This is a genomic window from Candidatus Methylomirabilota bacterium, from assembly GCA_035315345.1.
In the GTDB taxonomy this organism is placed as follows: Bacteria; Methylomirabilota; Methylomirabilia; order Rokubacteriales; family CSP1-6; genus CAMLFJ01.
The window spans coordinates 1-22,690 of the sequence record DATFYA010000023.1; the positions used below are offsets into that span (position 1 = coordinate 1).

23 protein-coding genes and 2 tRNA genes are annotated in these 22,690 nt (G+C 70.9%); 16 read left to right on the plus strand and 9 right to left on the minus strand.

What is annotated here, in order from left to right:
* Positions 1–249: MoaD/ThiS family protein (locus VKN16_03895; GenBank protein ID HME93348.1), on the plus strand; the 249-nt coding region annotated here is incomplete at its 5' end.
* A gap of 62 nt (positions 250–311) precedes the next feature.
* On the opposite strand, the gene VKN16_03900 is transcribed toward VKN16_03895, so the two are convergent.
* Together VKN16_03900 and tpx are read right to left on the minus strand one after the other, a co-directional pair.
* Positions 312–387, minus strand: a tRNA-Ala gene (locus tag VKN16_03900).
* Positions 388–451: 64 nt separating this feature from the next.
* On the minus strand, positions 452–982 hold the full coding sequence (tpx, locus tag VKN16_03905) for a thiol peroxidase (GenBank protein ID HME93349.1): 531 nt from the start codon (positions 980–982) through the stop codon (positions 452–454).
* A 161-nt stretch (positions 983–1,143) separates the two neighbouring features.
* Here tpx and VKN16_03910 point away from each other — a divergent pair.
* From VKN16_03910 to shc, 3 genes are all read left to right on the plus strand, one after another.
* Positions 1,144–1,230, plus strand: a tRNA-Leu gene (locus VKN16_03910).
* 63 nt (positions 1,231–1,293) lie between these two features.
* On the plus strand, positions 1,294–2,097 hold the full coding sequence (locus VKN16_03915; GenBank protein ID HME93350.1) for an SDR family oxidoreductase: 804 nt from the start codon (positions 1,294–1,296) through the stop codon (positions 2,095–2,097).
* 40 nt (positions 2,098–2,137) lie between these two features.
* Positions 2,138–4,150 (plus strand): squalene--hopene cyclase, encoded by a 2,013-nt coding sequence (shc, locus tag VKN16_03920; GenBank protein HME93351.1) that lies wholly within the window; start codon positions 2,138–2,140, stop codon positions 4,148–4,150.
* A 22-nt stretch (positions 4,151–4,172) separates the two neighbouring features.
* On the opposite strand, the gene VKN16_03925 is transcribed toward shc, so the two are convergent.
* From VKN16_03925 to VKN16_03935, 3 genes are all read right to left on the minus strand, one after another.
* Complete coding sequence (locus tag VKN16_03925) at positions 4,173–4,730, minus strand: carboxymuconolactone decarboxylase family protein (GenBank protein HME93352.1); 558 nt, start codon at positions 4,728–4,730, stop codon at positions 4,173–4,175.
* A 1-nt stretch (position 4,731) separates the two neighbouring features.
* Positions 4,732–5,271, minus strand: a complete 540-nt coding sequence (locus VKN16_03930) for a peroxiredoxin (protein ID HME93353.1) — start codon at positions 5,269–5,271, stop codon at positions 4,732–4,734.
* A 112-nt stretch (positions 5,272–5,383) separates the two neighbouring features.
* Positions 5,384–6,784, minus strand: coding sequence for a Mur ligase domain-containing protein (locus tag VKN16_03935; protein ID HME93354.1), 1,401 nt, complete (start codon positions 6,782–6,784; stop codon positions 5,384–5,386).
* A gap of 129 nt (positions 6,785–6,913) precedes the next feature.
* Here VKN16_03935 and VKN16_03940 point away from each other — a divergent pair, with 129 nt between their 5' ends.
* Positions 6,914–7,630: a hypothetical protein gene (locus tag VKN16_03940; GenBank protein HME93355.1), complete on the plus strand. Its 717-nt coding sequence runs from the start codon at positions 6,914–6,916 to the stop codon at positions 7,628–7,630.
* On the opposite strand, the gene VKN16_03945 is transcribed toward VKN16_03940, so the two are convergent.
* On the minus strand, positions 7,627–8,088 hold the full coding sequence (locus VKN16_03945; GenBank protein ID HME93356.1) for a MaoC family dehydratase: 462 nt from the start codon (positions 8,086–8,088) through the stop codon (positions 7,627–7,629). The genes VKN16_03940 and VKN16_03945 overlap by 4 nt on opposite strands.
* A 34-nt stretch (positions 8,089–8,122) precedes the next feature.
* The gene (gene trxA / locus VKN16_03950) at positions 8,123–8,467 is read right to left on the minus strand and encodes a thioredoxin (GenBank protein HME93357.1); all 345 of its coding nucleotides are present in this window, start codon (positions 8,465–8,467) and stop codon (positions 8,123–8,125) included.
* A 193-nt stretch (positions 8,468–8,660) separates the two neighbouring features.
* Between trxA and VKN16_03955 the strand changes: the two genes are divergently transcribed.
* The 10 genes from VKN16_03955 to VKN16_04000 all read left to right on the plus strand — a co-directional run bounded on the left by VKN16_03955 (position 8,661) and on the right by VKN16_04000 (position 18,905).
* The gene (locus VKN16_03955) at positions 8,661–9,593 is read left to right on the plus strand and encodes a mechanosensitive ion channel family protein (protein ID HME93358.1); all 933 of its coding nucleotides are present in this window, start codon (positions 8,661–8,663) and stop codon (positions 9,591–9,593) included.
* Positions 9,594–9,718: 125 nt separating this feature from the next.
* On the plus strand, positions 9,719–10,747 hold the full coding sequence (locus tag VKN16_03960) for a rod shape-determining protein (GenBank protein ID HME93359.1): 1,029 nt from the start codon (positions 9,719–9,721) through the stop codon (positions 10,745–10,747).
* A gap of 75 nt (positions 10,748–10,822) precedes the next feature.
* Complete coding sequence (locus VKN16_03965) at positions 10,823–12,490, plus strand: hypothetical protein (protein HME93360.1); 1,668 nt, start codon at positions 10,823–10,825, stop codon at positions 12,488–12,490.
* A gap of 7 nt (positions 12,491–12,497) precedes the next feature.
* Positions 12,498–13,790 (plus strand): tetratricopeptide repeat protein, encoded by a 1,293-nt coding sequence (locus VKN16_03970; protein ID HME93361.1) that lies wholly within the window; start codon positions 12,498–12,500, stop codon positions 13,788–13,790.
* Positions 13,790–14,260: a hypothetical protein gene (locus VKN16_03975; GenBank protein HME93362.1), complete on the plus strand. Its 471-nt coding sequence runs from the start codon at positions 13,790–13,792 to the stop codon at positions 14,258–14,260. Before VKN16_03970 ends, VKN16_03975 begins: the two co-directional genes overlap by 1 nt.
* Positions 14,257–16,008 carry a hypothetical protein gene (locus tag VKN16_03980; GenBank protein HME93363.1) on the plus strand — a complete coding sequence of 584 codons (1,752 nt, stop codon included), beginning with the start codon at positions 14,257–14,259 and terminating at the stop codon, positions 16,006–16,008. Before VKN16_03975 ends, VKN16_03980 begins: the two co-directional genes overlap by 4 nt.
* Before the next feature lie 26 nt (positions 16,009–16,034).
* A complete protein-coding gene (locus tag VKN16_03985) occupies positions 16,035–16,937 on the plus strand; it encodes an NAD(P)-dependent oxidoreductase (GenBank protein ID HME93364.1) in 903 nt (300 codons plus the stop codon).
* A 96-nt stretch (positions 16,938–17,033) separates the two neighbouring features.
* On the plus strand, positions 17,034–17,330 hold the full coding sequence (locus VKN16_03990) for a peroxiredoxin (GenBank protein HME93365.1): 297 nt from the start codon (positions 17,034–17,036) through the stop codon (positions 17,328–17,330).
* Between the two features lie 8 nt (positions 17,331–17,338).
* Positions 17,339–18,196 carry a phosphoribosyltransferase family protein gene (locus VKN16_03995; protein HME93366.1) on the plus strand — a complete coding sequence of 286 codons (858 nt, stop codon included), beginning with the start codon at positions 17,339–17,341 and terminating at the stop codon, positions 18,194–18,196.
* Positions 18,197–18,236: 40 nt separating this feature from the next.
* Entirely contained in the window at positions 18,237–18,905 is a 669-nt protein-coding gene (locus tag VKN16_04000; GenBank protein HME93367.1) for a dienelactone hydrolase family protein, read from the plus strand.
* A 46-nt stretch (positions 18,906–18,951) separates the two neighbouring features.
* Here VKN16_04000 and VKN16_04005 read toward each other — a convergent pair whose 3' ends face one another.
* A complete protein-coding gene (locus tag VKN16_04005) occupies positions 18,952–19,953 on the minus strand; it encodes a ParB N-terminal domain-containing protein (protein ID HME93368.1) in 1,002 nt (333 codons plus the stop codon).
* A gap of 94 nt (positions 19,954–20,047) precedes the next feature.
* Between VKN16_04005 and VKN16_04010 the strand changes: the two genes are divergently transcribed.
* Entirely contained in the window at positions 20,048–20,587 is a 540-nt protein-coding gene (locus VKN16_04010) for a thioesterase family protein (GenBank protein ID HME93369.1), read from the plus strand.
* A gap of 57 nt (positions 20,588–20,644) precedes the next feature.
* On the opposite strand, the gene VKN16_04015 is transcribed toward VKN16_04010, so the two are convergent.
* Entirely contained in the window at positions 20,645–22,417 is a 1,773-nt protein-coding gene (locus VKN16_04015) for an EAL domain-containing protein (GenBank protein HME93370.1), read from the minus strand.
* Positions 22,418–22,690: the final 273 nt, after the last annotated feature.

Consider the following 22,690-nt stretch of genomic DNA (forward strand, 5'->3'; position numbering starts at 1 on the left):
GCCGGTGAGGTGAAGCTGGCCGTCGAGGGCCCGGTCACCGCGGGCGCGGTGCTCGACGCGCTCGAGGCGACCTATCCGATGCTGCGCGGGACGATTCGCGACCACGTCACCGGCAAGCGCCGGCCGTTCGTGCGATTCTTCGCCTGCGAGCAGGACGTCTCCCACGATCCGCCCGATGCGCCGCTGCCCCAGGCGGTCGCGACGGGCGCCGAGCCGTTCATGGTGGTGGGCGCGATGGCCGGCGGCTAGCAGCTCGCTGTGCCGAAACACGCGCGGGGTCACGGATCGCTCCGTAACCCCGCGTCAAGAATTGGTGGAGCTGAGGGGGCTCGAACCCCTGACCCCAAGACTGCCAGCCTTGTGCTCTCCCAACTGAGCTACAGCCCCACCGCGCGTTTCAGCTTATCGACACGTCACACTTTTGTCAAGGTTGACGTGTACTTGCGTCGTGCTAGCCGCTGGCCGCCTGCTTCGCGGCGCTCAGCGCGGCGTCGTAGTTGGGCTCGGTAGTGATCTCCTTGACGTACTCGACGTGCTTGACCTTGCCGTCCTTGCCCACCACGAACACAGCGCGCGCGGTGAGCCCGGCCAGCGGCCCGTCCTTCACGAGGACGCCGTAGCTCTGGGCGAAGGAACGGTCGCGGAAGTCCGAGAGCGTCTTCACCGACGTGGCCCCCGCCGCGCCGCACCAGCGCTTCTGGGCGAACGGCAAATCCATGCTGACCGTCCACACTTCCACGTTAGCCCCCAGCTGGCCCGCTTCCTGATTGAAGCGGCGGGTCTCGGTGTCGCAGACCGGCGTGTCGAGCGACGGGACCGCGGTGAGCACGATCACCTTGCCCTTGGCCTGGCTGAGCTTCACCGACTGCAGACTGTTATCGACCGCGGTGAAGTCGGGCGCGTCGGCGCCGGGCTTGATCTCGGGACCGCTCAGCGTGATCGGATTGCCCTTGAAGTTGACCGCACCTGCTCTATCCGCCATGACACACCTCCGGGGTAGGTTACGAGGAAAGCCAGTTGACGAACTACCCACGCCAGCCTACACCAAGCGCCGCTGCGGGGACAGCGTCCGCAAGACGAGACATCGGGCATCTTGCCGACTTCTGTCGCGGCTGCCGACACGCTAGAATGAGGTCCCGGATTGCCGGAGTGGCGAAATTGGCAAACGCGCCGCACTCAAAATGCGGTGTCCGCAAGGGCCTGCGGGTTCGAGTCCCGCCTCCGGCACCACCTCTTCTCTGGCGCGCCGAGGGGCGCAGACCAAGGTGAGCGAGCCATGACGAGAGCGCACGCGTGACGCCGCCGCTGCAGGGGCGCGTCGCGGTGGTCACCGGCGGCTCGCGCGGCATCGGACGCGGCATCGCCCTGCGGCTGGCGCGCGACGGTGCCGACTGCGCGATCACGTATCGCCGCAACGAGGCGGCCGCCGCCGACGCGGTCTCGGCGATCGCAGCGCTCGGCCGCCGCGCGCACGCCGAACGGCTCGATCTCGCCGAGTCGGATCAGGTCGGGCCGGCGTTCGAGCGGATCGCGGAGGCCTTCGGACGCGTGGACATCCTGGTCGCGAACGCGGCGGCCACCGCCTTCCGGCCGCTGCTCGACCAGAAGCCGCACAACGTGCGCCGCACCTTCGCGATCTCCGTCGATTCGCTCGTGGCAATGGCCCAGGCGACCGTTCCGCTCATGCAGGGCCGGGCCGGGCGGATGGTGCTCGTCTCCGGGGTCGACAGCTTCCAGGCCATGACCGGCCACAGCATCCTCGGCGCGGCGAAGGCGGCGGCGGAGGGACTGGTCCGCGGGCTCGCGCTCGAGCTGGGACCGATCGGGATCACGGTGAACGCGGTCACGCCCGGCTTCATCGCGACCGACTCGTCGACCTACTACGTGACCGAAGGGCTCGGCCTCGACTACGCGCGCGCCACCGGGCGGTTGCGCGCGGCCACGCCGGTGCGCCGGCACGGCACGCCGGAGGACGTGGCGGGCCTGGTCGCCTATCTCGTGTCGGACGCGGCCTCGTTCGTCACGGGCCAGTGCATCGTGATCGACGGCGGCCTCACCATCACGTCACCGATGACCCGTCTGGAGGGCGAGACCTAGAGCGGGTCCTTCCGGTCGTCCATCGTGTAGACTGGCTGGCATGCCATCGTCGTGGTTCGAGCCGCTGCGGGACCGCGCCGTCCACCAGACCGAGGCGGCGGCCGAGAGCCGCGCCGCGCTCGCCGACGCCGCCGCGGCCGCGGTCGCGCGCGCGGCGCCCGCGCTCCTCGCGATGCAGAAACCGGAGGGCTACTGGGTCGGCGATCTGCTCGCCGACACCACCCTCGAGTCCGACTACGTCCTGCTCCAGCTCTGGTTGCATCCCCCGCACGAGGGCGTGTGGAAGCCGCCGTCGTGGGACCGGATCGAGCGCGCGCAGAAGGCCATCCTGGCCCGGCAGCTGCCCGACGGCGGGTTCGACATCTATCCGGACGGCCCCGCCGACGTCAACGCCACCATCAAGGCCTACCTCGCCCTGAAGCTGTCCGGGCTCGACGTGCACAGCGAGCCGCTGCGCCGCGCGCGCGAGGCGATTCTCCGGCTTGGCGGTCTCCAGGAGGCCAACAGCTACGTCCGGATCAACCTGAGCCTGTTCGGGCTCTATCCCAAGCGTCACGTGCCCACGATTCCGGTCGAGCTGGTGCTGGTGCCCGGCGGGCTCATCTACGAGATGTCGTCGTGGACGCGCGCGATCGTGATGCCGCTCTCGATCATCCAGGCCAAGACCGACACCCGTCCGGTGCCGGCCGGCTTCGACCTCGAGGAGCTGGTGCTGCCGGGCAAGAGCTTTCGCCTGCCGAAGCGGGATCGCTTCTCCGCCCTCTTCCGGCAGCTGGACGTGGCGCTGAAGGTGTGGGAGAGCCGCGGGCCCGAGATGATCCGCAAGCCGGCGATCCGCGAGGCGGAGAAATGGATCCTCGACCGGACGCGCAACAGCGACGGCCTCGGCGCGATCTATCCGTCGATGATGTACCTGATCATGGCGCTCGACGCGCTCGGGTATCCGCGTGATCATCCCGATCTGATCCAGGGCCTCCGGCAGTTCGAGGGCCTCCTCACCGAGACCACGGATCAGTTCTACTTCCAGCCGTGCGTCTCGCCGGTGTGGGACACCGCGATCGCCATGTTCGCGCTGGGCGAGATGGGCGCGGTCGCGCCGGTCGCGATGCGGCGGGCCGCCGACTGGTTCCTCGCCCGTGAGATCCGCCGGCGGGGCGACTGGTCGATGAAGCGCCCCGACCTCGAGCCCTCGGGCTGGGCGTTCGAGTTCGCCAACGAGCACTACCCCGACATCGACGATACCGCGATGGTGCTGCTCGCGTTACAACACGCCACCGCCTCCGATCCGGAGGCGCAGGCGCGCTGCGAGCGGCGCGCGGTGAGCTGGCTCGTAGGTATGCAGTCGGGCGACGGCGGCTGGGCCGCCTTCGACGCCGACAACAACTGGGCCTTTCTCAATCGCGTGCCCTTCGCCGATCACAACGCCATGCTCGATCCGTCGTGTCCCGACATCACCGGGCGCGTGCTCGAGTGTCTCTGCCGCCGCGGCTTCCGGCTGGCGGACCGGCCGATCGAGCGCGGGGTCGGCTTCCTGCTCGAGACGCAGGAGCGCGACGGCAGCTGGTACGGCCGCTGGGGCGTGAACTACCTGTACGGCACGTTCCTGGCCCTGCGGGGGCTCCGGGCCGCCCAGGATCCGAGCGCGTCGAAGGCGGTGTGGAAGGCGGGCAAGTGGATCGTCTCGGTGCAGAACGGGGACGGCGGGTGGGGCGAGAGCTGCGCCAGCTACCACGAGGGCCACTTCGTGCCCGCGCCGAGCACGCCGTCGCAGACCGCGTGGGCGCTGCTGGGCCTGGTGGCCGCGGGCCAGGGGGACGGCGAGGCGCTCGCGCGCGGGGTGCGCTACCTGGTCGATACGCAGAAGCCGGACGGCACCTGGGACGAGACGCTCGCCACCGGCACCGGCTTCCCGAACGTCTTCTACCTCCGTTACACCCTCTACCGGAACTACTTCCCGCTGCTCGCGCTGGCCCAGGCGCGACGGGCGATCGAGGACGCGGCGCGCACCCTGCGCCTGGTCCAGGAATCGGAGCCGTCGCGCCCGCTCCGCTGAGCGCGACGCGACAACCCGCGGCCTACACCGGCATCAGCGGCGCCTCGGTCGCGGCGGTCTCACCCGCCTCCAGCGCCACCGCGGCCGCGTAGATCGTCGCGGCGATCCGCACCGCGTCGTTCACCTGATCGGCGGTGAGCCCGCCGTCGGTGACCGTCTTCTCGTGCGCGCGCACGCACGTCTCGCAGCCGTTGATCGCGCTGACCGCGAGCGACATCAGCTCGAAGTCGACGCGATTCGTGGCGGGCTGCATCAGGCGATTCATGCGCAGCCCCGCCGGCTTCTCGCGGTAGATCGGCTTGCCCACCATGTGGCGGAAGCGATAGTAGACGTTGTTCATCGCCATGAGCGAGGCGGCCGCGCGCGCGTCCTCCACCACCGCGGCCCCGGCCGCCGTGCTCGCGGCCGCCAGCACCGCCTCCCGCAGCCGCGGGTGGCGGGCGGCGACCGCCGCGGCCGCCGCCACGCCCCAGCGCTGAGGCTCGGAGAGCGAGCCCCCGCGCAACACCGCCTGCAGGTTCAGGCGGATGTCCTTCGCCGCATCGGGAATCGCGGCGCGAAGCTGCTCCAGCGCGTCCACGTCACGCCACCTGCAGCGTGGGCTCGCCCGCCTTCCAGTTGCACGGGCACAGCTCGCCGGTCTGGAGCGCGTCGAGGACGCGGAGCACCTCGTCCACGTTGCGGCCGACCGAGAGGTCGTTCACGCTGGCCCAACGGATCACACCCTGCGGATCCACGATGAAGGTGGCCCGCAGCGGCACGCCCTCGCCCTTGTGCAGGATGCCGAGGGCGGTGGACAGATCGCGCTTGGTGTCGGCCAGCATCGGGAAGGGCAGGCTCTTGAGATCGGCATGGTCGCGGCGCCATGCCAGGTGGACGAAGTGCGTGTCCGTGCTCATGCCGAGCACCTGCGCGTCGCGCTCGCGGAAGTCGTCGTGCCGCTTGCCGAACTCGGCGATCTCGGTCGGGCAGACGAAGGTGAAGTCCATGGGCCAGGAAAACAGGACCAGCCACTGGCCCGGGTAGCTCTTGCTGGTGATCCGGGTGAATTCGCGGCCCTTTTCCAGCCCCACGGCGGCTTGCAGGTCGAACTCGGGCAGACGGTCTCCGACGGTCAGCATGTATGGATCTCCTCGTATGTGTTGTGTGGGTGCCTCTATTTCGGGCTCCCTACTTCAGACGATTAGGGCACCCTAATGGATGCAGCCGGTCGCGGGAGATCGCGGACGAGATTCAGCGCAGCGCGGCGAAGACGGTGCGGGCGAGCGTTGGCAGGTCGGGGTCCCGGGCGCCCATGAGGAGCACCGTGTCGCCCGGTCGGGCCGCTCCGCGGACCCAGTCGACCACGGCGGCGTGGTCCGCGGCGTAGCCGCAGCCGAGCGCCGCCGGGAGGTCATCGCCCAGCATGCGGCTCGACACGTCCCTGGCCACGGTCCCGCCGGCGTAGAAGATCTCCGAGTAGCACAGGCGATCCTGGGGCCGGAGGATCCGAGGCATCATCTCGCGCAGCTCTGGCCTCAAGAAGCGCGCGGGGCCGAAGCCGTGCGGCTGGAAGACCGCCAGCACGCGCTCGGCGCCGGATTGCGCGGCCACGATGGCCGCCCGCAGCTTCTCGCCGTTGTGCGCGTAGTCGTCGACCACGCGGATCCCGCTCGCGGTGACCCCGATCACCTCGAAGCGGCGCGCCACACCCGGAAAGCGAGCGAGCAGCGCCGACGCGGTCGCCGGCGCGACGCCCAGCTCGAGCGCGATCAGCGCGGCCGCCGCGGCGTTCTCGAGGTTGTGCCGGCCCGGCTGCGGCACGTCGAGCACGAGAGGGCCATCGTCGAGAAGCAGACGGCCACGGGCCCGATGCGGTCCGGCGCCGTCCACTTCCAGCCTGGCGTCGGCGGCCGGGTCGGCGCCGTAGGTGCGCGCCCCCACCATGCGGCCCAGCTCGACCGCCTCGGCCGATGCGGCGTTGACGAGCAGCCGGCCCGAGCGCTTGGCGAAGGCCTCGAACTGCGGGCGCAGCGCATCGACCTCGCCGTGGTCCCGGCTGATGTTGTGGATCAGGCCGATCGCGGCGTGATAGCCGGTGAGCGTGCCGTCCGACTCGCAGGCCTCGGCGGCCACCGGGCCGTCGGCCGCACCGGGCAGGAAGCAGCCGTTGCCACCCTCGCCAGCGAGGGCCGCCCCGCCCAGGATGGTGGCGGACACGCCGGCCTCGCGCGTGATCCAGCCGATCATGCCGGTGATCGTGCTCTTCCCGCTGGTCCCGGCGATCGCGACGCCGGGCCGCCCGGCGTCCACCACCTCGGCCAGGAGGGCCGGGCGCGGGACGCGCTCGAGCCCGAGGGCGCGGGCAGCCCGGGCCTCCGGCGTATCGGCCTCGACCGCGGTCGAATAGACGAAGCGGTCCAGATCCGCGGTGACGGCCGAGCCGTCCTGCGGCTTCACCACGATGCCGAGCGAGCGGAGGTGGCGCGCCACGTCGGCGTTCTTGCCCTGATCGAAGGAGCGGTCGGAGCCCTGGACCGCATGGCCCCGGGCCCGCATCAGCTGAGCCAGGGGGTTCATCCCGACGCCGGCGATCCCGGAAAAGTGATACCGCACGGACCAATCGTCCCATGGAACGCCGGGGGAATTGACCACTGATTGACTGGTGGACTTTCGCCCACCCGCCAGGGCGAAGCGCCCGAGAAGCCCGTCCAACTATTTGATCTTCTGCATGCCAGGCGATGGCACCCCGCTTGCCTTGAAAGGGCCGTCAGGGAGGGGACCATGGAGACAGCCGAAGCATCCGCGGTCATCGTGAAGGGCCGTTTCTGCGGTGCCCCCAACATCGCGAGCGGCGGCTATGTGGCCGGCCTGCTCGGCAAGCACCTGAGCGGCCCGGCTCGGGTCAGCCTGGACGTGTCCGTTCCGCTGGACCAGGCGCTCGGGATCGAGCGCGTCACGGACGGCATCGTCCTGACCGACGGCGTGGCGACGCTCGCGCATGCCGCACCGGCCCCGCTGCAGCTCGAGCCTCCGGTGGCCGTCTCCTACGCCGAGGCCGAATGGGCCTCGGAGCGCTATCTCGGATTCACCGAGCACGCCTTCCCCGGCTGCTTCGTCTGCGGCCCCGCGCGCGACTGGGGCGATGGGCTGGCGATCTTTCCCGGGCCGATCCCGGGTCGGCATCTGGTGGCCGCGCCGTGGGCGCCCGATCCCAGCTTGTTCGACAAGCACGGAGCGGTGCGCGTCGAGTTCGTCTGGGCGGCGCTCGATTGCCCGACCGGCTTCGCCCTGCTCGAGGCGTTCGGCCGCCGCAAGGTCAGGCTCCGTCAGCTCACCGCCAGCCTGATCCGCCCGCTGCACGTGGGGGCGCGCTGGGTCGTGATGGGCTGGCCGTTCGCGGCCGAGGGGCGAAACCTCCTGGGGGCCTCGGCGATCTTCTCCGAGACGGGCGAGCTTCACGCCCTCGCCTCGGCGGTGCTGTCCTGCGAGGACTGCTAGGCGGAAGCCGCCGGCCGTCGCCGGACGAGCTGCATGCTCGTCATGGTGAGCACCGACTCACCGGCCTGGTTGAGCGTGGTCCACTGCAGCCGCACGATTCCCCGATCGGGCTTCGACGTCGACGGCCGCTGCTCGGCGACTCGGACGACGGCGCGCAGGGTGTCGCCCGGCCGCACCGGCCGGAGCCAGCGCAGCTCGTCCACGCCGGGTGAGCCCAGGCTAGAGGCGGCGAGCGCCCGGGTCTGGGCGAAGAGCCGGAAGGTGAGCGCCATCGTGTGGAACCCGCTCGCGATGAGCCCGCCGAAGATCGACTGCTTGGCCGCCTCCACGTCCAGATGGAACGGCTGCGGATCGAAGGCGAGCGCGAAATCGAGGATCTGGGCCTCGGTGATCGTGACCCCGTCGGTGAGGAACTCGCGGCCGGGGGTGAAGTCCTCGAGGTAGAGCGCGTCGCTCATCGATCGGCTCGGCGCAGCGTGGCCGCGCAGCGGCCTACTGCTGAGCGGAGACCGCGTCCAGCTTCTTCTGGATGTGCGGCTTCGGGACCGCGCCGACCAGCTGATCCCGGACCTTGCCGTCCTTCACGAAGAGGACGGTCGGAATCGAGCGGATTCCGTAGCGAGCGGCGAGCCCGGGGTTCTCGTCGACGTTGACCTTCGCGAGGGTCACCGCGCCGTTCGAGGAGCGCGCCAGATCCTCCAGCACCGGGGCCACGGCCCGGCAGGGGCCGCACCACTCCGCCCAGAAGTCCACCATCATGACGCCTTCGGTGGCCACCAGTGCCTCGTCGTAGCTCTTCTCGTCGAGGTGCAGGAGCCAGGGGGTGTCGTTGCTCATCGCTCGTTCCTCCCGCCCATTGGGATGTGTGAAGCGGTCCGGCCGATGCAGGGCGGCTTCCGGTTAAGATGGACGGGCCGCCGATGCCCCCGATCCGGCTCGATCATATCGCCATCGCGCTCCCTCGGCATCGCGGAAGCGTTCGACTGATCCTGCGCTCCGCCTGACCCCACGTCGCACCCGGAGGCCACCGATGACATTCCTCCCGACGGACACCCAGACCTATCTCGTCGCCCTGGCCGGATCCACCGCGCAATCCGTCTTCCGGCTGGTCCTGCTGCTGATCGGCGGCCTCATCGCCGCCCGCGTGCTGCGAACGCTGGTCACCCAGCTGGAGGGTGTGCTCGTTCGCGCGGGCGAGCGGACCGGCGCCCTGCCCGGCGCGACGCACTCGCGCGTGGCGACCTTGACCGGTGTGCTGCGGGCCCTCGCGCTGGTGACACTGTGGTCCGTGATCGCGGTCATCGCGCTGTCGCAGCTGGGTCTCGACGTGCGGCCGATCCTGGCCGGTGCCGGCATCGTCGGACTGGCCGTCGGCTTCGGGGCGCAGTACGTCGTGCGCGACGTCATCGCCGGATTCTTCCTCGTGCTCGAGGATCAGGTGCGGGTGGGCGACGTGGCGGTGGTCAACGGTACCGGCGGGGTGGTCGAGACGGTCACGTTCCGCACCATCGTCCTGCGCGACGTGGCCGGCACCGTGCACATCTTCCCCAACGGCAGCGTCACCACGCTCGCCAACATGACCAAGGGCTGGTCCGGCTACGTGGTGGACGTGGAGATCGGCTACAAGGAGGACCCGGACCGCGTGATCGCGGTCATGCGGCGCGTGGCCGAGGAGCTGCGCGCCGACCCCGTCCACGCCCTGTCGATCCTCGAGCCGATCGAGATCTTCGGGGTGGACGGCTTCAAGGAAGGCAGCCTCGTGATCAAGGCGCGTCTCAAGACGCGGCCGATCCAGCAGTGGACGGTGGGCCGAGAATACCGGCGACGCCTCGTCCATGCGTTCGCAGCGGAGGGCATCGACATTCCCCCGCGCGTCATGCAGGTCGTGGAGCCCGGCAAGCCGCTGCCCGTCCTGCTGATGCATGGCGTGGGGCCCGATCAGCCCGCCGCCCTGCCACATTGAGCCGGCGCGCTGACAGTCACCGTCACCCCGGCCGCCCGAGTGCCGTGAAAGCCGTTGATTTATCTTGTCGCAATCGTGGTCCGCTTCTTGAACTTCTGCGGTGCCGCGGCGGGAGGCCGGCACGCATGAACCTGGGCGGACTTGGGCGGATGTTCTCGAGCGATCTGGCGGTCGACCTGGGCACCGCCAACACCCGGCTCTACGTGCGGAGCCAGGGCGTCGTGCTCGACGAGCCCTCGGTGGTGGCCGTCGACGGGAGCGGGGCCGTGCAGGCCGTCGGCAACGCGGCCAAGGAAATGCTCGGCCGAGCCCCCGGCACGGTCCAGGTGGTGCGGCCCCTGCGCCACGGCGTGATCGCCGACTTCGACCGCACCCAGAAGATGTTCCGCTACTTCATCAACAAGACGCGCCGCAGCTGGAGCTTCGTGCAGCCCCGTCTGGTCATCGTCACGCCGTCGGGCATCACCCAGGTCGAGCGGCGCGCGGTGCGCGACGCCGCCCGCCAGGCCGGCGCGCGCGAGGTCTACCTCATCCAGGCCTCGATGGCGGCCGCGCTCGGGGCGGGCCTGCCGGTGTCGGAGCCGGGCGCCAGCATGATCGTCGACATCGGGGGCGGTACCACCGAGGTCGCGGTGATGTCGCTGTGCGGGATCGTGTACTCCGCGTCGTTGCGCACCGCGGGCGACGAGATGAACCAGGCGGTGATCCACTACCTGCGGCGGGCCTACGACCTGCTCATCGGCGAGCGCCGGGCCGAGGACGCCAAGATCCGTCTCGGGTCCGCCTATCCGAAGGGTGACGACAACGAGCCGATGGAAGTGCAGGGCCGCGACCTGCTCGACGGCCTGCCCAAGACGGTGGTCATCACGGCGCTCGAGGTCCGCGAGGCGATGCGGGAGCCGGTGGCCGACATCGTGGCAGCGGTGCGGGCCTGCCTCGAGCAGACCCCGCCCGAGCTGGCCGCCGACATCAGCGACACCGGCATCGTGCTCACCGGCGGCGGCGCGCTCGTGCGCGGGCTCGACGCGCTCCTGCATCAGGAGACCGGCCTCCCGATTCGCGTGACCGAGGACCCGCTCACCTGCGTGGCCCGCGGCGCCGGGATGGTGCTCGACCAGCTCGCGATCCTCAAGCGCGTCGCGATCCCCGCCTGACGCGCCCGCCGGCGGTTGCCGGCCGGCCCTGCCTGGAATACGCTCGGGGCAATCCATGTGCTCCGGGGGCCTCCCATGACATCGCGCGGCGGCACGCGGCTCGCCTCGATCTTCCTGTTCCTGCTTGGATGCTCGGCCCCGCCGGCCTCGCACCACCACGGCGCGGCCGGTCCGCCGGCCTCCACGACGCCTCCGCTGTTCGATGATCTCGGCGGCTACCATCGCGCGATCACCACCCGGTCGCCCCAGGCTCAGGCCTACTTCGACCAGGGGTTGCGGCTCGTGTACGGGTTCAATCACCACGAAGCCCAGGCCGCGTTCCGTGAATCCGCCCGGCTGGACCCGGAGTGCGCGATGTGCGCGTGGGGCCTCGCGCTCACCTACGGCTCCAACTACAACAGCCCGACCGACGCCGAGCGCGAGCAAGGGGCGCTGGCCGCGGTCACCCGGGCCCAGAGTCTCGCGGTGACCGGCGCCAGCGAGCGCGAGCGCGCGATCATCGGGGCGCTGGCCCGGCGCCATTCGCCGTCGCCGGCCGCCGACCGCGCCGCGCTCGACCGCGCGTACGCCGACGCGATGCGGGAGGTCGCGAGCCGCTTCCCCGACGACCTCGACGCGGCCACCCTGTATGCGGATGCCTTGATGAACCTCCGCCCCTGGAGCCTGTGGACGAGCGAGGGAGCGCCGCAGCCGGGGACCCGGGAGATCGTCGTCACGCTGGAGCGAGTGCTGGCAATCGATCCGATGCATCCCGGGGCGAACCATCTCTACATCCACGCGGTGGAAGCCAGCCCGGACCCGCATCGCGCGGAGGCCGCGGCGGATCGGCTCCTCAACCTGATGCCGGGCGCCGGACACATGGTCCACATGCCCTCGCACATCTACTTCCGGATCGGCCGTTACGCGGACGCGGGCTCCGCCAACGTGCGGGCGGTGGCGGCCGACCGCGCCTACTTCAAGAAGAGCCAGCCGAGTCCGATCTATCGCGGCATGTACTATCCGCACAATCTCGACTTCGTCTGGCACGCGGCCGCGATGGAAGGCCGCGGGGCCGAATGCGTCCGGGCCGCGCGCGAGTTCGCGGCGGAAGTCCCGGCGGCCATGGTCCTCGAGATGCCGGACGCGGAGACTGCGCCCGCCGCGCCGCTCCTCGCGCTGGCCCGGTTCGCCCGATGGGACGAGATCCTGAAGCAGCCCGCGCCGCCCGAGGCGATGCGCTACGTGACCGGGACGTGGCGCTACGCGCGCGGTCTCGCCTACGCCGCCACCGGCCGGCGCGCCGAGGCCGAGCAGGAGCTGGCCGCGTTGCGTGCGGTGCAGCGCGGCGTGCCGGCGGACCGCACGATCGCCAGCTTCTTCACGACGGCGGACATGCTGGCCCTCGCCGCGGAGACGCTGGCCGGTGAGATCGCGGTCCGCACCGGCGATCCCGGCGCCGCGGTCGGCCACCTCGCGGAGGCGGTACGGCTGCAGGATCAACACTGGTTCACCGAGCCGCCGCCGTGGTACTACCCGGTCCGGCAGTCGCTCGGGTTCGCGCTACTCCAGGCGCGCCGGGCCGCCGAGGCCGAGGCGGTCTATCGCGAGGACCTGCGACGGAATCCCGAGAACGGCTGGTCGCTCTTCGGCCTGGCCCAGAGCCTGCGGGCCCAGGGCCAGAGCGCCGACGCGGCCGCGGTCGAGGCGCGCTTCCGTCTCGCCTGGGCCCGCGCCGACGTGACGCTGACGTCCTCGCGTCTGTAGAGCGGCGATGGCGCGCGATCGCTACGGTCTGGCGCTCTCCACCGGATCCGCCGAGGCGGTGACGGCGTACGTCGACGGCGTGGACCGGTTCCTGGCCGCGCACGACGGGGCCGAGGAGTGCTTCGCGCGCGCCGTCGCCGCCGACCCGGATTTTGCGCTCGGTCACATCGGGCAGGCGCGCAGCCTGCAGCTGGCCGGCCGCGGCGCCGACGCCAGAGCCGCGGCGGCGCTCGGACAGGCGCGCGGGGCCATGCTCGACCGCCGCGAGCGCCAGCACGTGGAGGCCCTGAGCCTCGCGGTCGCGGGGCAGGGTGCCCGCGCGCTCGCCCTCATTCGCGAGCACCTCGCCGAGTTCCCGCGCGACGCGATGACGCTGGCCGCGGCCAACGGCGTCTATGGGCTGATCGGCTTCAGCGGTGGCCAGGAGCGCAACGAGGAGATGCTCGCGCTCCTCGACGGGCTCGCCACCGCATACGGAGACGACTGGTGGTTCCTCGGCGCCCACGGCTTCGCGCGGACCGAGGCGCTCGGCTGGGCCGCGGGGGCGCCGGTGCTGGAGCGCGCGCTCGCGCTCGCCCCTCGGAACGCCCACGCCGCCCACGCGTGGGCCCACGTGCTCTACGAGCGCGGCGACGACGCGAGCGGCGCGGGCTTCGTGACACGGTGGCTGCCGGAGTATCCGCGGGCCGCGCCGCTTCACTGCCACATCTCGTGGCATCTGGCCCTGTTCGAGCTGGGCTGCGGCCGCCCGGCCGCCGCGATGGCGCTGTTCGAGAGCAGCATCCGGCCGCGGCAATCGCAGGCCGCGCCATTCTCCACCGTCGTGGATTCCACGTCGCTCCTCTGGCGCTGCGAGCTGGCGGGCGAGCCATCGCGGCGGGAGGCCTGGGACGCGGTGGCCGAGCACGCGCGCGCCTCGTTCCCCTCGACCGGGCTCGCGTTCCTCGACGTGCACTGCGCGGCCGCCCTCGCCGCCGCGGGTGATCACGACGGGCTGGCGCGGTGGGTGTCCATGTTGCGGCGCGCCGATGCGGAAGGCCGGGTCCCCGCCGGGTCGGTGGTGCCCATCGTGGCCGAGGGCATGAGCGCGTTCGCGGCCGCGCGCTACGACGCGACGATCGCCGCGCTGGCGCCGGTGCTGGATCAGCTCGTACGGGTCGGAGGCAGCGCCGCGCAGCGCGACCTCTTCGAGCACACGCTGCTGGCCGCCTATCTCCGCACCGGCCGCCACGGGGAGGCGCGGGCGCTGCTCGAGAGAAGCGTGGCGCGGCCGCGGTCGGTACCGGTGGCCGGCGTGTGATGACGGAGGCCGCGCGCGAGTACCGGTACGTCGTGGACCGCGACGGGCGGATCTTCCACGACGGGACCGAGATCGTGGATCCGGCCGTGCTGCGCTTCTTCTTGCGCGCGATGACCCGCACCGACGATGGCCGCTGCCTCGTCCTGTGCCAGGGCGAGCGGAACTGGTTCGCGGCGCCGGACACCCCGTTCGTGGTGCAGCGGCTGCGGCTGTCCCTGGAGGGCTCGGCGCTCCAGGCCGTCGAACTGTGCTTTCAGGGGGACTATCGCGAGCCGCTCGATCCCGCCACTCTCGAAACCGAGCGGGACCTGCTCTTCTGCCGCATTCGCGGCGGGACCTTTCGCGCGCGCTTCGGCCGCGTCGCGGTCCAGCAGATCGCCCCGTTCCTGATGGACGTCGGCGAGGGCTCGGCGCTCGTGATGAGCGGCCGCCGTCATCCGGTCCGGAGCGGCGGCGAGCGGCCCTCGTGACCGGCGGCGGGCGCGGCCCGCGTCGGCGGCTCGCCCCATTGCTGGCGCTGGTCACGATCGTGGCGGGCGCGTGCGGCCAGACCACGACCTCGGTGACTCCATCGGCGACCGCGGCGGCCGGCGTCTCCGCCCCCGCGGACAACGCGGCGCGGCCCGGCGAGCCGGTGGCCGAGCCCGCGACGTTTCACTCGCTCGGGGTCCGGTGGCCGGTGCGCGGCGACACAAACGTCAACGCGGTGATCGGCGTGCACTACCGGGCGGCCGGCGAGGCGGCGTGGCGCGAGGCGCTGGCCCTCTTCCGCACCGATCCGAAGTCGGTTCCTCCGGAGAGCCACGTCGCGGACGGCTGGCTGTTCGCGGGGAGCATCGTCGACCTGGCCCCGGACACCGAGTACGAGGTCGTGCTGACGCTCCAGGATCCGGACGGCGGCAGCGTCCGGCGTTCGCTCACCATGCGGACCACCGCCGAGCCGCGCGAGCCCGCGGGCATGCGCGTGCGACACGTGGTCCCCGCGGCCGCCGGCGACGTCGCCCCGGGCACCGGCTCGCGGGACGATCCGTTTCGCGGGCTTCGCGTCGCGCAGGCGACGGCGGCGCCGGGCGATCTCTTCCTGCTGCACGCGGGCGTCTACGCGGAAGGCACCTGGCCCATCGATCACCACGGCACCGCGGGGCGCCCCATCATCTACCGGGGCGCGGGCGACGGGGACGCGATCCTGGACGGGGGCGGGCGCGAGCGCCTGGTCAGCGCGAATCACGTGCGCCACGTCTGGCTCGAGCGGCTCACCCTGCGTCACGCGGAGTATCTCTTCGTGGGGCACCAGGGCTCGCATTTCGTGATCCGACACTGCCGGCTCGAGGTGACCGGGACCGGCATCACCGCGATCAACGGCGGCTACGAAGAGTCGCGGGGGTTCGTCATCACCGACAACGTGATCCAGGGGCCCACCAGCTGGCCACGCAGCCGGGGCATCGAGGGCGTCAACGGCGTCCTCATCAGCGGCGCCGGCCACGTGGTCGCGTACAACCGGATGAGCAACCTGGGCGACGGGGTGCACGGCACCGGGCACGGCCGTCTGGCCGCGAGCGATATCAACAACAACGACATCGACGCGTCCACCGACGACGGCATCGAGGGCGACTACGGTGACACCAACGTCCGCATCTATCGCAACCGCATCACCAACGCGTTCTCGGGTATCAGCGCGCAGCCGAGCCTGGGGGGACCGATGTACGTGTTCCGGAACGCGATCTACAACGTGCTCTATTCCCCCTTCAAGCTGCACAACGACACGTCGGGCGTGCTGATCTTCCACAACACCTCGGTGCGCAGCGGCGTTCCCTGGCTCATCGACCCGGCCGGCGAGACGGTCAACGACGTGGTGACGCGCAACAACCTGTTCATCGGGACGCAGCCCCCCGCGCTGCGCTCGACCGGGGTCATGATCCGCTGCAGCTTCGACCGGGACGGCTACGGCGGCGCGGGGGGCCCGGGCGCCCCGTACCCGCCGGGCGGGGCGGTGGTCGTCGCCTCGCGCGGCAACTTCGCGGGCGGCGTGGAGCCGCCGCGGAACGCCGAGCTGCGCCAGCCGAGCGCGTCGGTCGACCTGCGGCTCGATCCTCGCTCGCGGGCGGTGGACGCGGGCGTTCGGCTGCCCAACTTCAACGATGTGTTCACCGGCACGGGGCCCGATCTCGGCTGCTGCGAGGTCGGCCAGCCCCTGCCGCACTACGGGCCGCGCCCGTGACCGACGCGGCTGCGCGAGGAGCGATCATGGCGGACCGAATCGGATTCATCGGACTGGGTACGATGGGCTTGCCGATGGCGACGAACCTGGCGAAGGGCGGCGTCCTTCTCGTGGTGCACGACGCGAGCCCCGCGGCCCTGGCCGCCGCCGGGCGGCTGCCCGGCGCGACGGTCGCGCGCTCGGTCGCGCAGGTCGCGGCGGAGAGCGCGGTGGTGTTCACCTGCCTGCCCAACGACGCCATCGTGCGCGAGGTCTATCTGGGTGACCGCGGCGTCGCCTCGGCCGCCAAGGCCGGGCTGGTCACCTGCGACTGCTCCACGGTCAGCCCGGACGTGACGATCGCCCTGCACGCCGCGCTGAAGAGCCGGGGTGTCGATCACATGGACACGCCGATGCTCGGCTCACAGCCGCAGGCCGTCGAGGGCCAGATCTTCTTCATCGTCGGCGGCGAGGCCGCGCGCGTGCCCACCATCGCGCCCTACCTGGAGATCATGGGGAAGATGCACATGTACGTCGGGGGCCCCAGCATGGCGAACCGGGTGAAGCTGATCCACAACGGGCTCGCCGCGGTGACCTCGGTGGCGGTGGCGGAGGCACTCGCGGTCTGCGTGCAGTCCGGGGTCGATCCCATGACCTTCTACGACGTGGTGCGCAACGGCGGCGGCATGGCCTACGGCACCTACTTCGACCGCCGCGCCAAGCGGATCTTCGAGGGCGAGTTCTCGCCGACATTCATGCTCGAGCTGATGCGCAAGGACGTGACGCTCGCCCTCGACCTGGCCCGCTCGGTCCAGGTGCCGTCGCCGATCCTGGAGGAGACCAAGCGCAGCTACGACGAGGCGCTCGACAGCGGCTGGGGCCGCGAGGACTTCTCGGCGGTGACCCACGTGGTGGAGAAGCGCATCGGCCGGCGCTTGTCCGGCAAGTAGCGCGCCCGTCGGGCCCGGAGTAGGATGGGCGCCGGCCCGCGGCCCGAGCCGGTGGTCGCGGAACCGGCTCGTGGCCGAACCCCAGGAGGATAGTCCATGGCAGTCGTCGAGCCCGGCGGCAGGGCGCCCGCGTTCTCGCTGCCCGATCAGGAGGGCACGGTGCACCGGCTGCGGGACTACGCGGGCCGGCCGCTCATCCTCTACTTCTCTCCCGAGGACGACACGCCCGGCTGCACCCGGGAGGCGTGCGCGTTCCGCGACGCGCTGCCCGACTTCAAGAAGGGCAAGGCGGCGGTGCTCGGCATCAGCGTGCTCGACGTGGCGCGCCGCTGGGACGACGTCAAGGTGGACGGGCACGCGGCCGACGTCCGGCGGGCCGTGGACGAGCGGTAGAGCGGATCGTGGCTGCCGTCGTCATCGGGGCCTACGAAGACGCCGCCGCCGCGGTGACCGCACTCGGCCGCCGGGACGACACGCGGCCCGCCGCGGTGCTGCCCCGGGCGGCCGTCGACGACGACGCGCGGGTCCGGCTGCGCCAGGCCCGGATCGAGTGCCTGACCACGCTCGACGACGGAGATTTCGCGGCGGCCCGATGGCTCGCGTCCACCCTCGCGGAGGCGGAAGGCTGGGAGCAGGCCGAGCCGAGGCCGGCGGCGGGCGGGCAGACCACGCCGGGCGACGTGATCGGCTGGTGCGAGCTGCGCATCGGATCCGGGGCGCTGACCACCGACCGGCCCATCACCCAGCTCCACGGCTCGCGGCGCTACATCGCCTCGTTCAACCTGCTGGGCCAGGGACGACTGAACCAGGCGTGCGGTGATCTGCTCTACCGCCGGCTGATGGACGAGGGCATCGCGCTCGACGAGGTCTTCGACGTGGTGGTGTGCTCGGAGTCGAAGGCGGTGGGCATGGTGCAGGTGGTGGTGGAGTGCTTCGGTCAGGATCGGTACGTGGTGCTCCGGAAGGGGATGAAGAACTACATGCCGCGGCGGCCGCGCGAGCCCCTCGTGGAAGAGGCGAGCAGCGTGACCACCGCGGGCGCGCAGGCCCTGGTGCTGGATCCGCTCGACTGGCCGCTGCTGGAAGGCCGCCGGGTGCTGCTGGTGGACGACGTGATCGCCACCGGCGGCACGGCTCGCGCGGCCTGTCGGCTGCTGGAGCGCGCGGGCGCGCGCGTGACCGCGGCCGCCACCGTGTTGCTGAAAGGGCCCGAGCCCGATTTGCCCCGGCTCGTGGTCCTGGCGCGGCCGCTGCTGTGATGGGCAATTGCCAACCGACAGGACGACAAGGAGCGAATCGATGGGTCAGATGATCAATCTCACCGCAGACGACGGTCACCGCCTCTCCGCATATCGCGCCGCCCCGAGCGGCACTCCCAAGGCCGGCCTGGTGGTCGTCCAGGAGATCTTTGGCGTCAACCACCACATCCAGAACGTCTGCGATCGCTTCGCGGCCGATGGTTACGTGGCGCTGGCGCCCGCGATCTTCGATCGGGTGGAGCCGGGCATCACCCTCGGCTACACCGCCGACGACATCGAGCGCGGCCGCTCGATCCGCGGCAAGGTGGACATCGCGGACATGGTGCGCGACGTGAAGGCGGCGGTCGAGGCGCTCAAGGCGGAGGGCCGCGGCGTGGGCGTGGTCGGCTATTGCCTGGGCGGCACCCTGGCGTGGCTCGCGTGCACCCGGATCGACGGCGTCAACGCGGCGGTCGGCTACTACGGCGGCGGGATCGCGGAGACCGCGACCGAGACGCCGCGGTGTCCGGTCCTGCTACACTTCGGCGAGACCGATCAGGCGATTCCGGCCGAGCACTGGGCCCGCGTGCGCGCCGCCCACCCGGAAGTGCCGATGCACATCTATCCGGCGGGCCATGGCTTCGCCTGCGACGAGCGAGGCAGCTATCACGAGGCGAGCGCGGCGCTCGCCCGTCAGCGGACGCTCGGGTTCTTCCAGGCGCTGCTCTAGATCGCGTCGCGCCTGCGGTGGCGCGCCCCGGCGGGGGTGGCTCCGGCTACCCCCGCCGGGCGGACGCCGGCGCCTGGCCCATGAGGGCGCTGCTGAATGCGACCTCGACCTGCTCCCGCATCCAGGACCATTCCCAGAGCACGTTGCCCCGACAGACGGCGCAGTACGAGCACTCGGTGGCGGTGACGGTGGAGAGCAGCGGCAGCCCGCAGTCCGGGCACCGCCTGCCCGGGAACGCGCCCGCGGCGGCTCTCGCTCTCGGCAAGAGGACGGCGAGGCGGGCTCGCCGCTCCGTCGCCACCTCCTCCCCGCGTTCGGTGTAGAGCCAGTCGGGCACCTTGAGCTCGGCCGGATCCCAGAGCACGGTTCCGTCGCTGGCGATGAGCGGCTCGGCGATTCGCGGCTCCAGGTAGTCGTGGATGCGCAGGCGGAGGTACTGCAGCAGGGGCTTCGCCGCGTAGACGACCTGGGCGTCGCGCTCGCGGTGGCCCTGGAGCGCCCGGTCGAGGCGCTGCGCGAATTGCTCGAGGAACGTGAAGTGCGTCTTGTTCTTCTTCCGGTCCTTCTCCTGGACGGCGGCGGAGACGGTCTGGACTCCCGCGCGCACGGCCTGGAGGAGGTCCTCGTCCCCGTGCCTCAACAAGCGTTTGGCGTCGCGCACGAGGTCTTCACTGACGCCCATGAGCGTCGAGGCCTGGGCCGCGGTCAAATAGGGGGAATTCCCCGTATTACCGCGCGGCCTCAGCTTGCACATCTCCGCGGCCACCATCGCCCGCTGCGAGGTCGTCAGATGGCGGCGATGGAAGTTTCGGCCGAGGACCAGCTGCGCCGCCGCGCGGGGATTCCCCCCGAAACGAACGACCTGGGGCTCGCGGCCCAGTTCCTGGCAGGCCCGATAGCGGTGGAGACCGTCGAGGATCTTGCCCTCGTAGAGGGTGATCGGCTCGTGCTGACCGTGCTCGCGGATGTCTTCCTTGAACGCGGCGAACTCCGACTCGGTCATCGGCGGGAACACCAGCGCCAGCTCGTGCGGGGCGTAGTTGGTCATCGGCGTGACCTCCGTGGACTTCAAGCATAGGCGGGGAGATTTTTTCCGAATACCCAACACGTGATGGGTCCTTGATCCCGGATCGGATGTGGCTATGCTGCGACGGCGGGGGAGATCGGGGGGCCGGGAGGACGAGATCAGCGATCAGGACGTGATCGGATCGGAGTTCACGTGCGTGGTGCGTCCCGAGTGGATCGACAACAACCGGCACATGAACATGGGCTACTACCTGGTCGTGTTCGACCTGGCCACCGACGCGTGGATGCGGCGCATCGGACTGGACGAGCGACATCGAGCCGGGCGGGCGGTGACCACGTTCTGCCTGGAGGCGCACGTCACCTACCATCGGGAGGTGCGCGAGGGTGATCCGCTTCGGTTCACCACCCAGCTGCTGGCCTTCGACGCCAAGCGCATGCACTACATCCACGCCATGTATCACCGCGACTCGGGCTATCTGGCCGCGACCAACGAGCTGGTGTCGCTGCACGTGAGCCAGGAGACGCGACGCGGAGCCCCGATGGCTCCCGAGATCCTTCGGGGCCTGGCGGGCGTCCAGCGCGCTCACGACCGGGTGCCGCGGCCGCCGCAGGTCGGCCGCGTGATGGGACTGTCGGCGCGGCCCACGACGCGCTAGCGGCGGGCGAGATTCTCGAGCGGCCCCCAGAAGCCCGCGAACGCGGGCGGTGACGGACTAGTTGTGGCTCGCGTGCCCGTTGGTGACCGTGGGATCCGAGCGCGCCCCCCAGGGCGACGTGGAGAGCAGAAGCGCCGGCACGCGGTCGCTGGTGAGCGGCTTCGCGAAGAAGTAGCCCTGACCGTGATCGCAACCGAGGGCGCGCAGATGCTCGAGCTGCTCGGCGGTCTCGATGCCCTCGGCGGTCACCGAGAGATTGAGGCTCTTGGCCACCGTGATCACGGCCCGCACGATCGCGCTGTCCTCCACGTTGCCGCCGATGCCCTTCACGAACGAGCGGTCGATCTTGAGCGTGTCGACCGGGAAGCGCTTGAGATAGCCGAGCGACGAGTAGCCCGTGCCGAAGTCGTCGATGGCCAGCTGCACGCCGATGGCCTTCAGCGCCTCCAGCTTGGCCAGGGTGGCGGGCGCGTCGTGCATGACCACCGTCTCGGTGATCTCGAGCCGGAGCGTGGACGGGTCGAGGCGGGTGTCCCGCAGCACCGCGGCGATCTCCTCCACGAGACCGGGCTGCTGCAGCTGGCGCGCCGAGATGTTCACGCTGATGGCGAGCGGGGTGCCGGGGGACGCGAGCTGCCACTGGCGGGTTTGCCGGCAGGCCTCGTGGAGGACCCAGCGGCCGAGGGGAACGATGAGGCCGGTCTCCTCGGAGAGGCCGACGAAGTCGGCGGGGAAGAGCAGGCCGCGCTGCGGGTGCCTCCAGCGGACCAGGGCCTCCACCTCGGTGATGCGCCCGCTCGGCAGGTCGACGACCGGCTGGTAGTGCAGGGTGAACTCGCCGCGCGTCACCGCGTTGCGCAGGTCCAGCTCGAGGTCCATCCGCTCCTGGGCCGGCGCGTTCATGCTCTTGTCGAAGACTTCGTAGCGGGCCTTGCCCTTGCCCTTGGCGTGGTACATGGCCAGGTCGGCGTCACGCAGGATGTCCTCGGGGGTCATGCGCTTGGCGGTACTCATCGCGATGCCGATGCTGACCGTGATGATGACCTCGCGTCCCTCGACCTTGAACGGCTGCTGCAGCTCGGCGGTGAGGCGATCGGCCACCGACGTCGGGCCCCGGTCGTCCTTCACGTCTTCCAGGAGGATCGCGAACTCATCGCCGCCGAGCCGAGCGATGGTGTCCTCGGGACGGAGACAGGCGGCGAGCCGCTGGCTCACTCCCACCAGTAGCTGGTCGCCCACGCTGTGGCCGAGGCTGTCGTTGACGACCTTGAAGCGATCGAGATCGAGGAACAGCACCGCGAGCTGCTCGCCGCGCCGCTCGGTGCGGGTGAGGGCGTGCGAGAGCCGATCCATGAAGAGCGCCCGGTTCGGCATGCTGGTCAGGGAATCGCGGAAGGCCTGACGCGCCAGCTGGTCGAGCCGCTTCGGGAACTGGTTGATCTCGTCGGTCTGCTGCTCGATGGTGGCGAGCATCTTGGCGAACGAGGTCATCAGCGTGCCGATCTCGTCTTTGCGGGTGGGCGTCGTGGGCAGGTCCGAGAGCTTCGCGGTGGTGGCGAGGTTGGCCGCGCGCGAGATCGCCGAGGCCACGTCCCACACCACGAAGGCGCCGCCGGCCATGAGCAGGCCGGTGAAGATGAGCAGGGCGGGCATCGTGAACGTCTCGGTGTACTGACCGATCGGCCCGAGCATGTTTCGAACGGGCGCCTGGAACGCATAGGTCAGGATCAGCAGCGGGATGACCGAGGCGAGGGTGAGGGCGAAGATGACCTTCTGCTTGACCTTCTGACCCGCGAAAGCCAGCTCCCGGTTCAGCTCTTCGGTGCCCACGGTGCTCCGATCGTGGTGATGGGTTGCCTACGTGACGTGAAGATGCCCCGAACGGTCGAAAATTGGCAAGCAACCGAGGTGCCATCGATTTGCATGGGTGAAAGCCCAACGAGATCGGCGGCTTCAAACTCTCTCATTGGACGTTCGCCGGGTCTAGGTGTCAATTTTGCGTATACGCGCCTGACGGATTCAACGAGTCGACGCGGGTGGGCGAAATCCTACCGCTATACACGTGGAGAGTTTCCGGGAGATCGGCGCGCGAGGCCCCATGTG

What these genes read in the sequence shown, in the direction of transcription:
- shc (HME93351.1), top strand. Translation starts at nt 2,138, where the DNA reads ATGCCATCGTCGTGGTTCGAGCCGCTGCGGGACCGCGCCGTCCACCAG.
- VKN16_03970 (HME93361.1), top strand. Translation starts at nt 12,498, where the DNA reads ATGGCGCGCGATCGCTACGGTCTGGCGCTCTCCACCGGATCCGCCGAG.
- VKN16_03930 (HME93353.1), bottom strand. Translation starts at nt 5,271, where the DNA reads ATGCTGACCGTCGGAGACCGTCTGCCCGAGTTCGACCTGCAAGCCGCC.
- VKN16_03960 (HME93359.1), top strand. Translation starts at nt 9,719, where the DNA reads ATGAACCTGGGCGGACTTGGGCGGATGTTCTCGAGCGATCTGGCGGTC.
- trxA (HME93357.1), bottom strand. Translation starts at nt 8,467, where the DNA reads ATGAGCAACGACACCCCCTGGCTCCTGCACCTCGACGAGAAGAGCTAC.
- VKN16_04005 (HME93368.1), bottom strand. Translation starts at nt 19,953, where the DNA reads ATGACCAACTACGCCCCGCACGAGCTGGCGCTGGTGTTCCCGCCGATG.
- VKN16_03965 (HME93360.1), top strand. Translation starts at nt 10,823, where the DNA reads ATGACATCGCGCGGCGGCACGCGGCTCGCCTCGATCTTCCTGTTCCTG.
- VKN16_03940 (HME93355.1), top strand. Translation starts at nt 6,914, where the DNA reads ATGGAGACAGCCGAAGCATCCGCGGTCATCGTGAAGGGCCGTTTCTGC.
- VKN16_03955 (HME93358.1), top strand. Translation starts at nt 8,661, where the DNA reads ATGACATTCCTCCCGACGGACACCCAGACCTATCTCGTCGCCCTGGCC.
- VKN16_03990 (HME93365.1), top strand. Translation starts at nt 17,034, where the DNA reads ATGGCAGTCGTCGAGCCCGGCGGCAGGGCGCCCGCGTTCTCGCTGCCC.
- VKN16_04000 (HME93367.1), top strand. Translation starts at nt 18,237, where the DNA reads ATGGGTCAGATGATCAATCTCACCGCAGACGACGGTCACCGCCTCTCC.
- VKN16_04010 (HME93369.1), top strand. Translation starts at nt 20,048, where the DNA reads ATGCTGCGACGGCGGGGGAGATCGGGGGGCCGGGAGGACGAGATCAGC.
- VKN16_03985 (HME93364.1), top strand. Translation starts at nt 16,035, where the DNA reads ATGGCGGACCGAATCGGATTCATCGGACTGGGTACGATGGGCTTGCCG.
- VKN16_03945 (HME93356.1), bottom strand. Translation starts at nt 8,088, where the DNA reads ATGAGCGACGCGCTCTACCTCGAGGACTTCACCCCCGGCCGCGAGTTC.
- VKN16_03975 (HME93362.1), top strand. Translation starts at nt 13,790, where the DNA reads ATGACGGAGGCCGCGCGCGAGTACCGGTACGTCGTGGACCGCGACGGG.
- tpx (HME93349.1), bottom strand. Translation starts at nt 982, where the DNA reads ATGGCGGATAGAGCAGGTGCGGTCAACTTCAAGGGCAATCCGATCACG.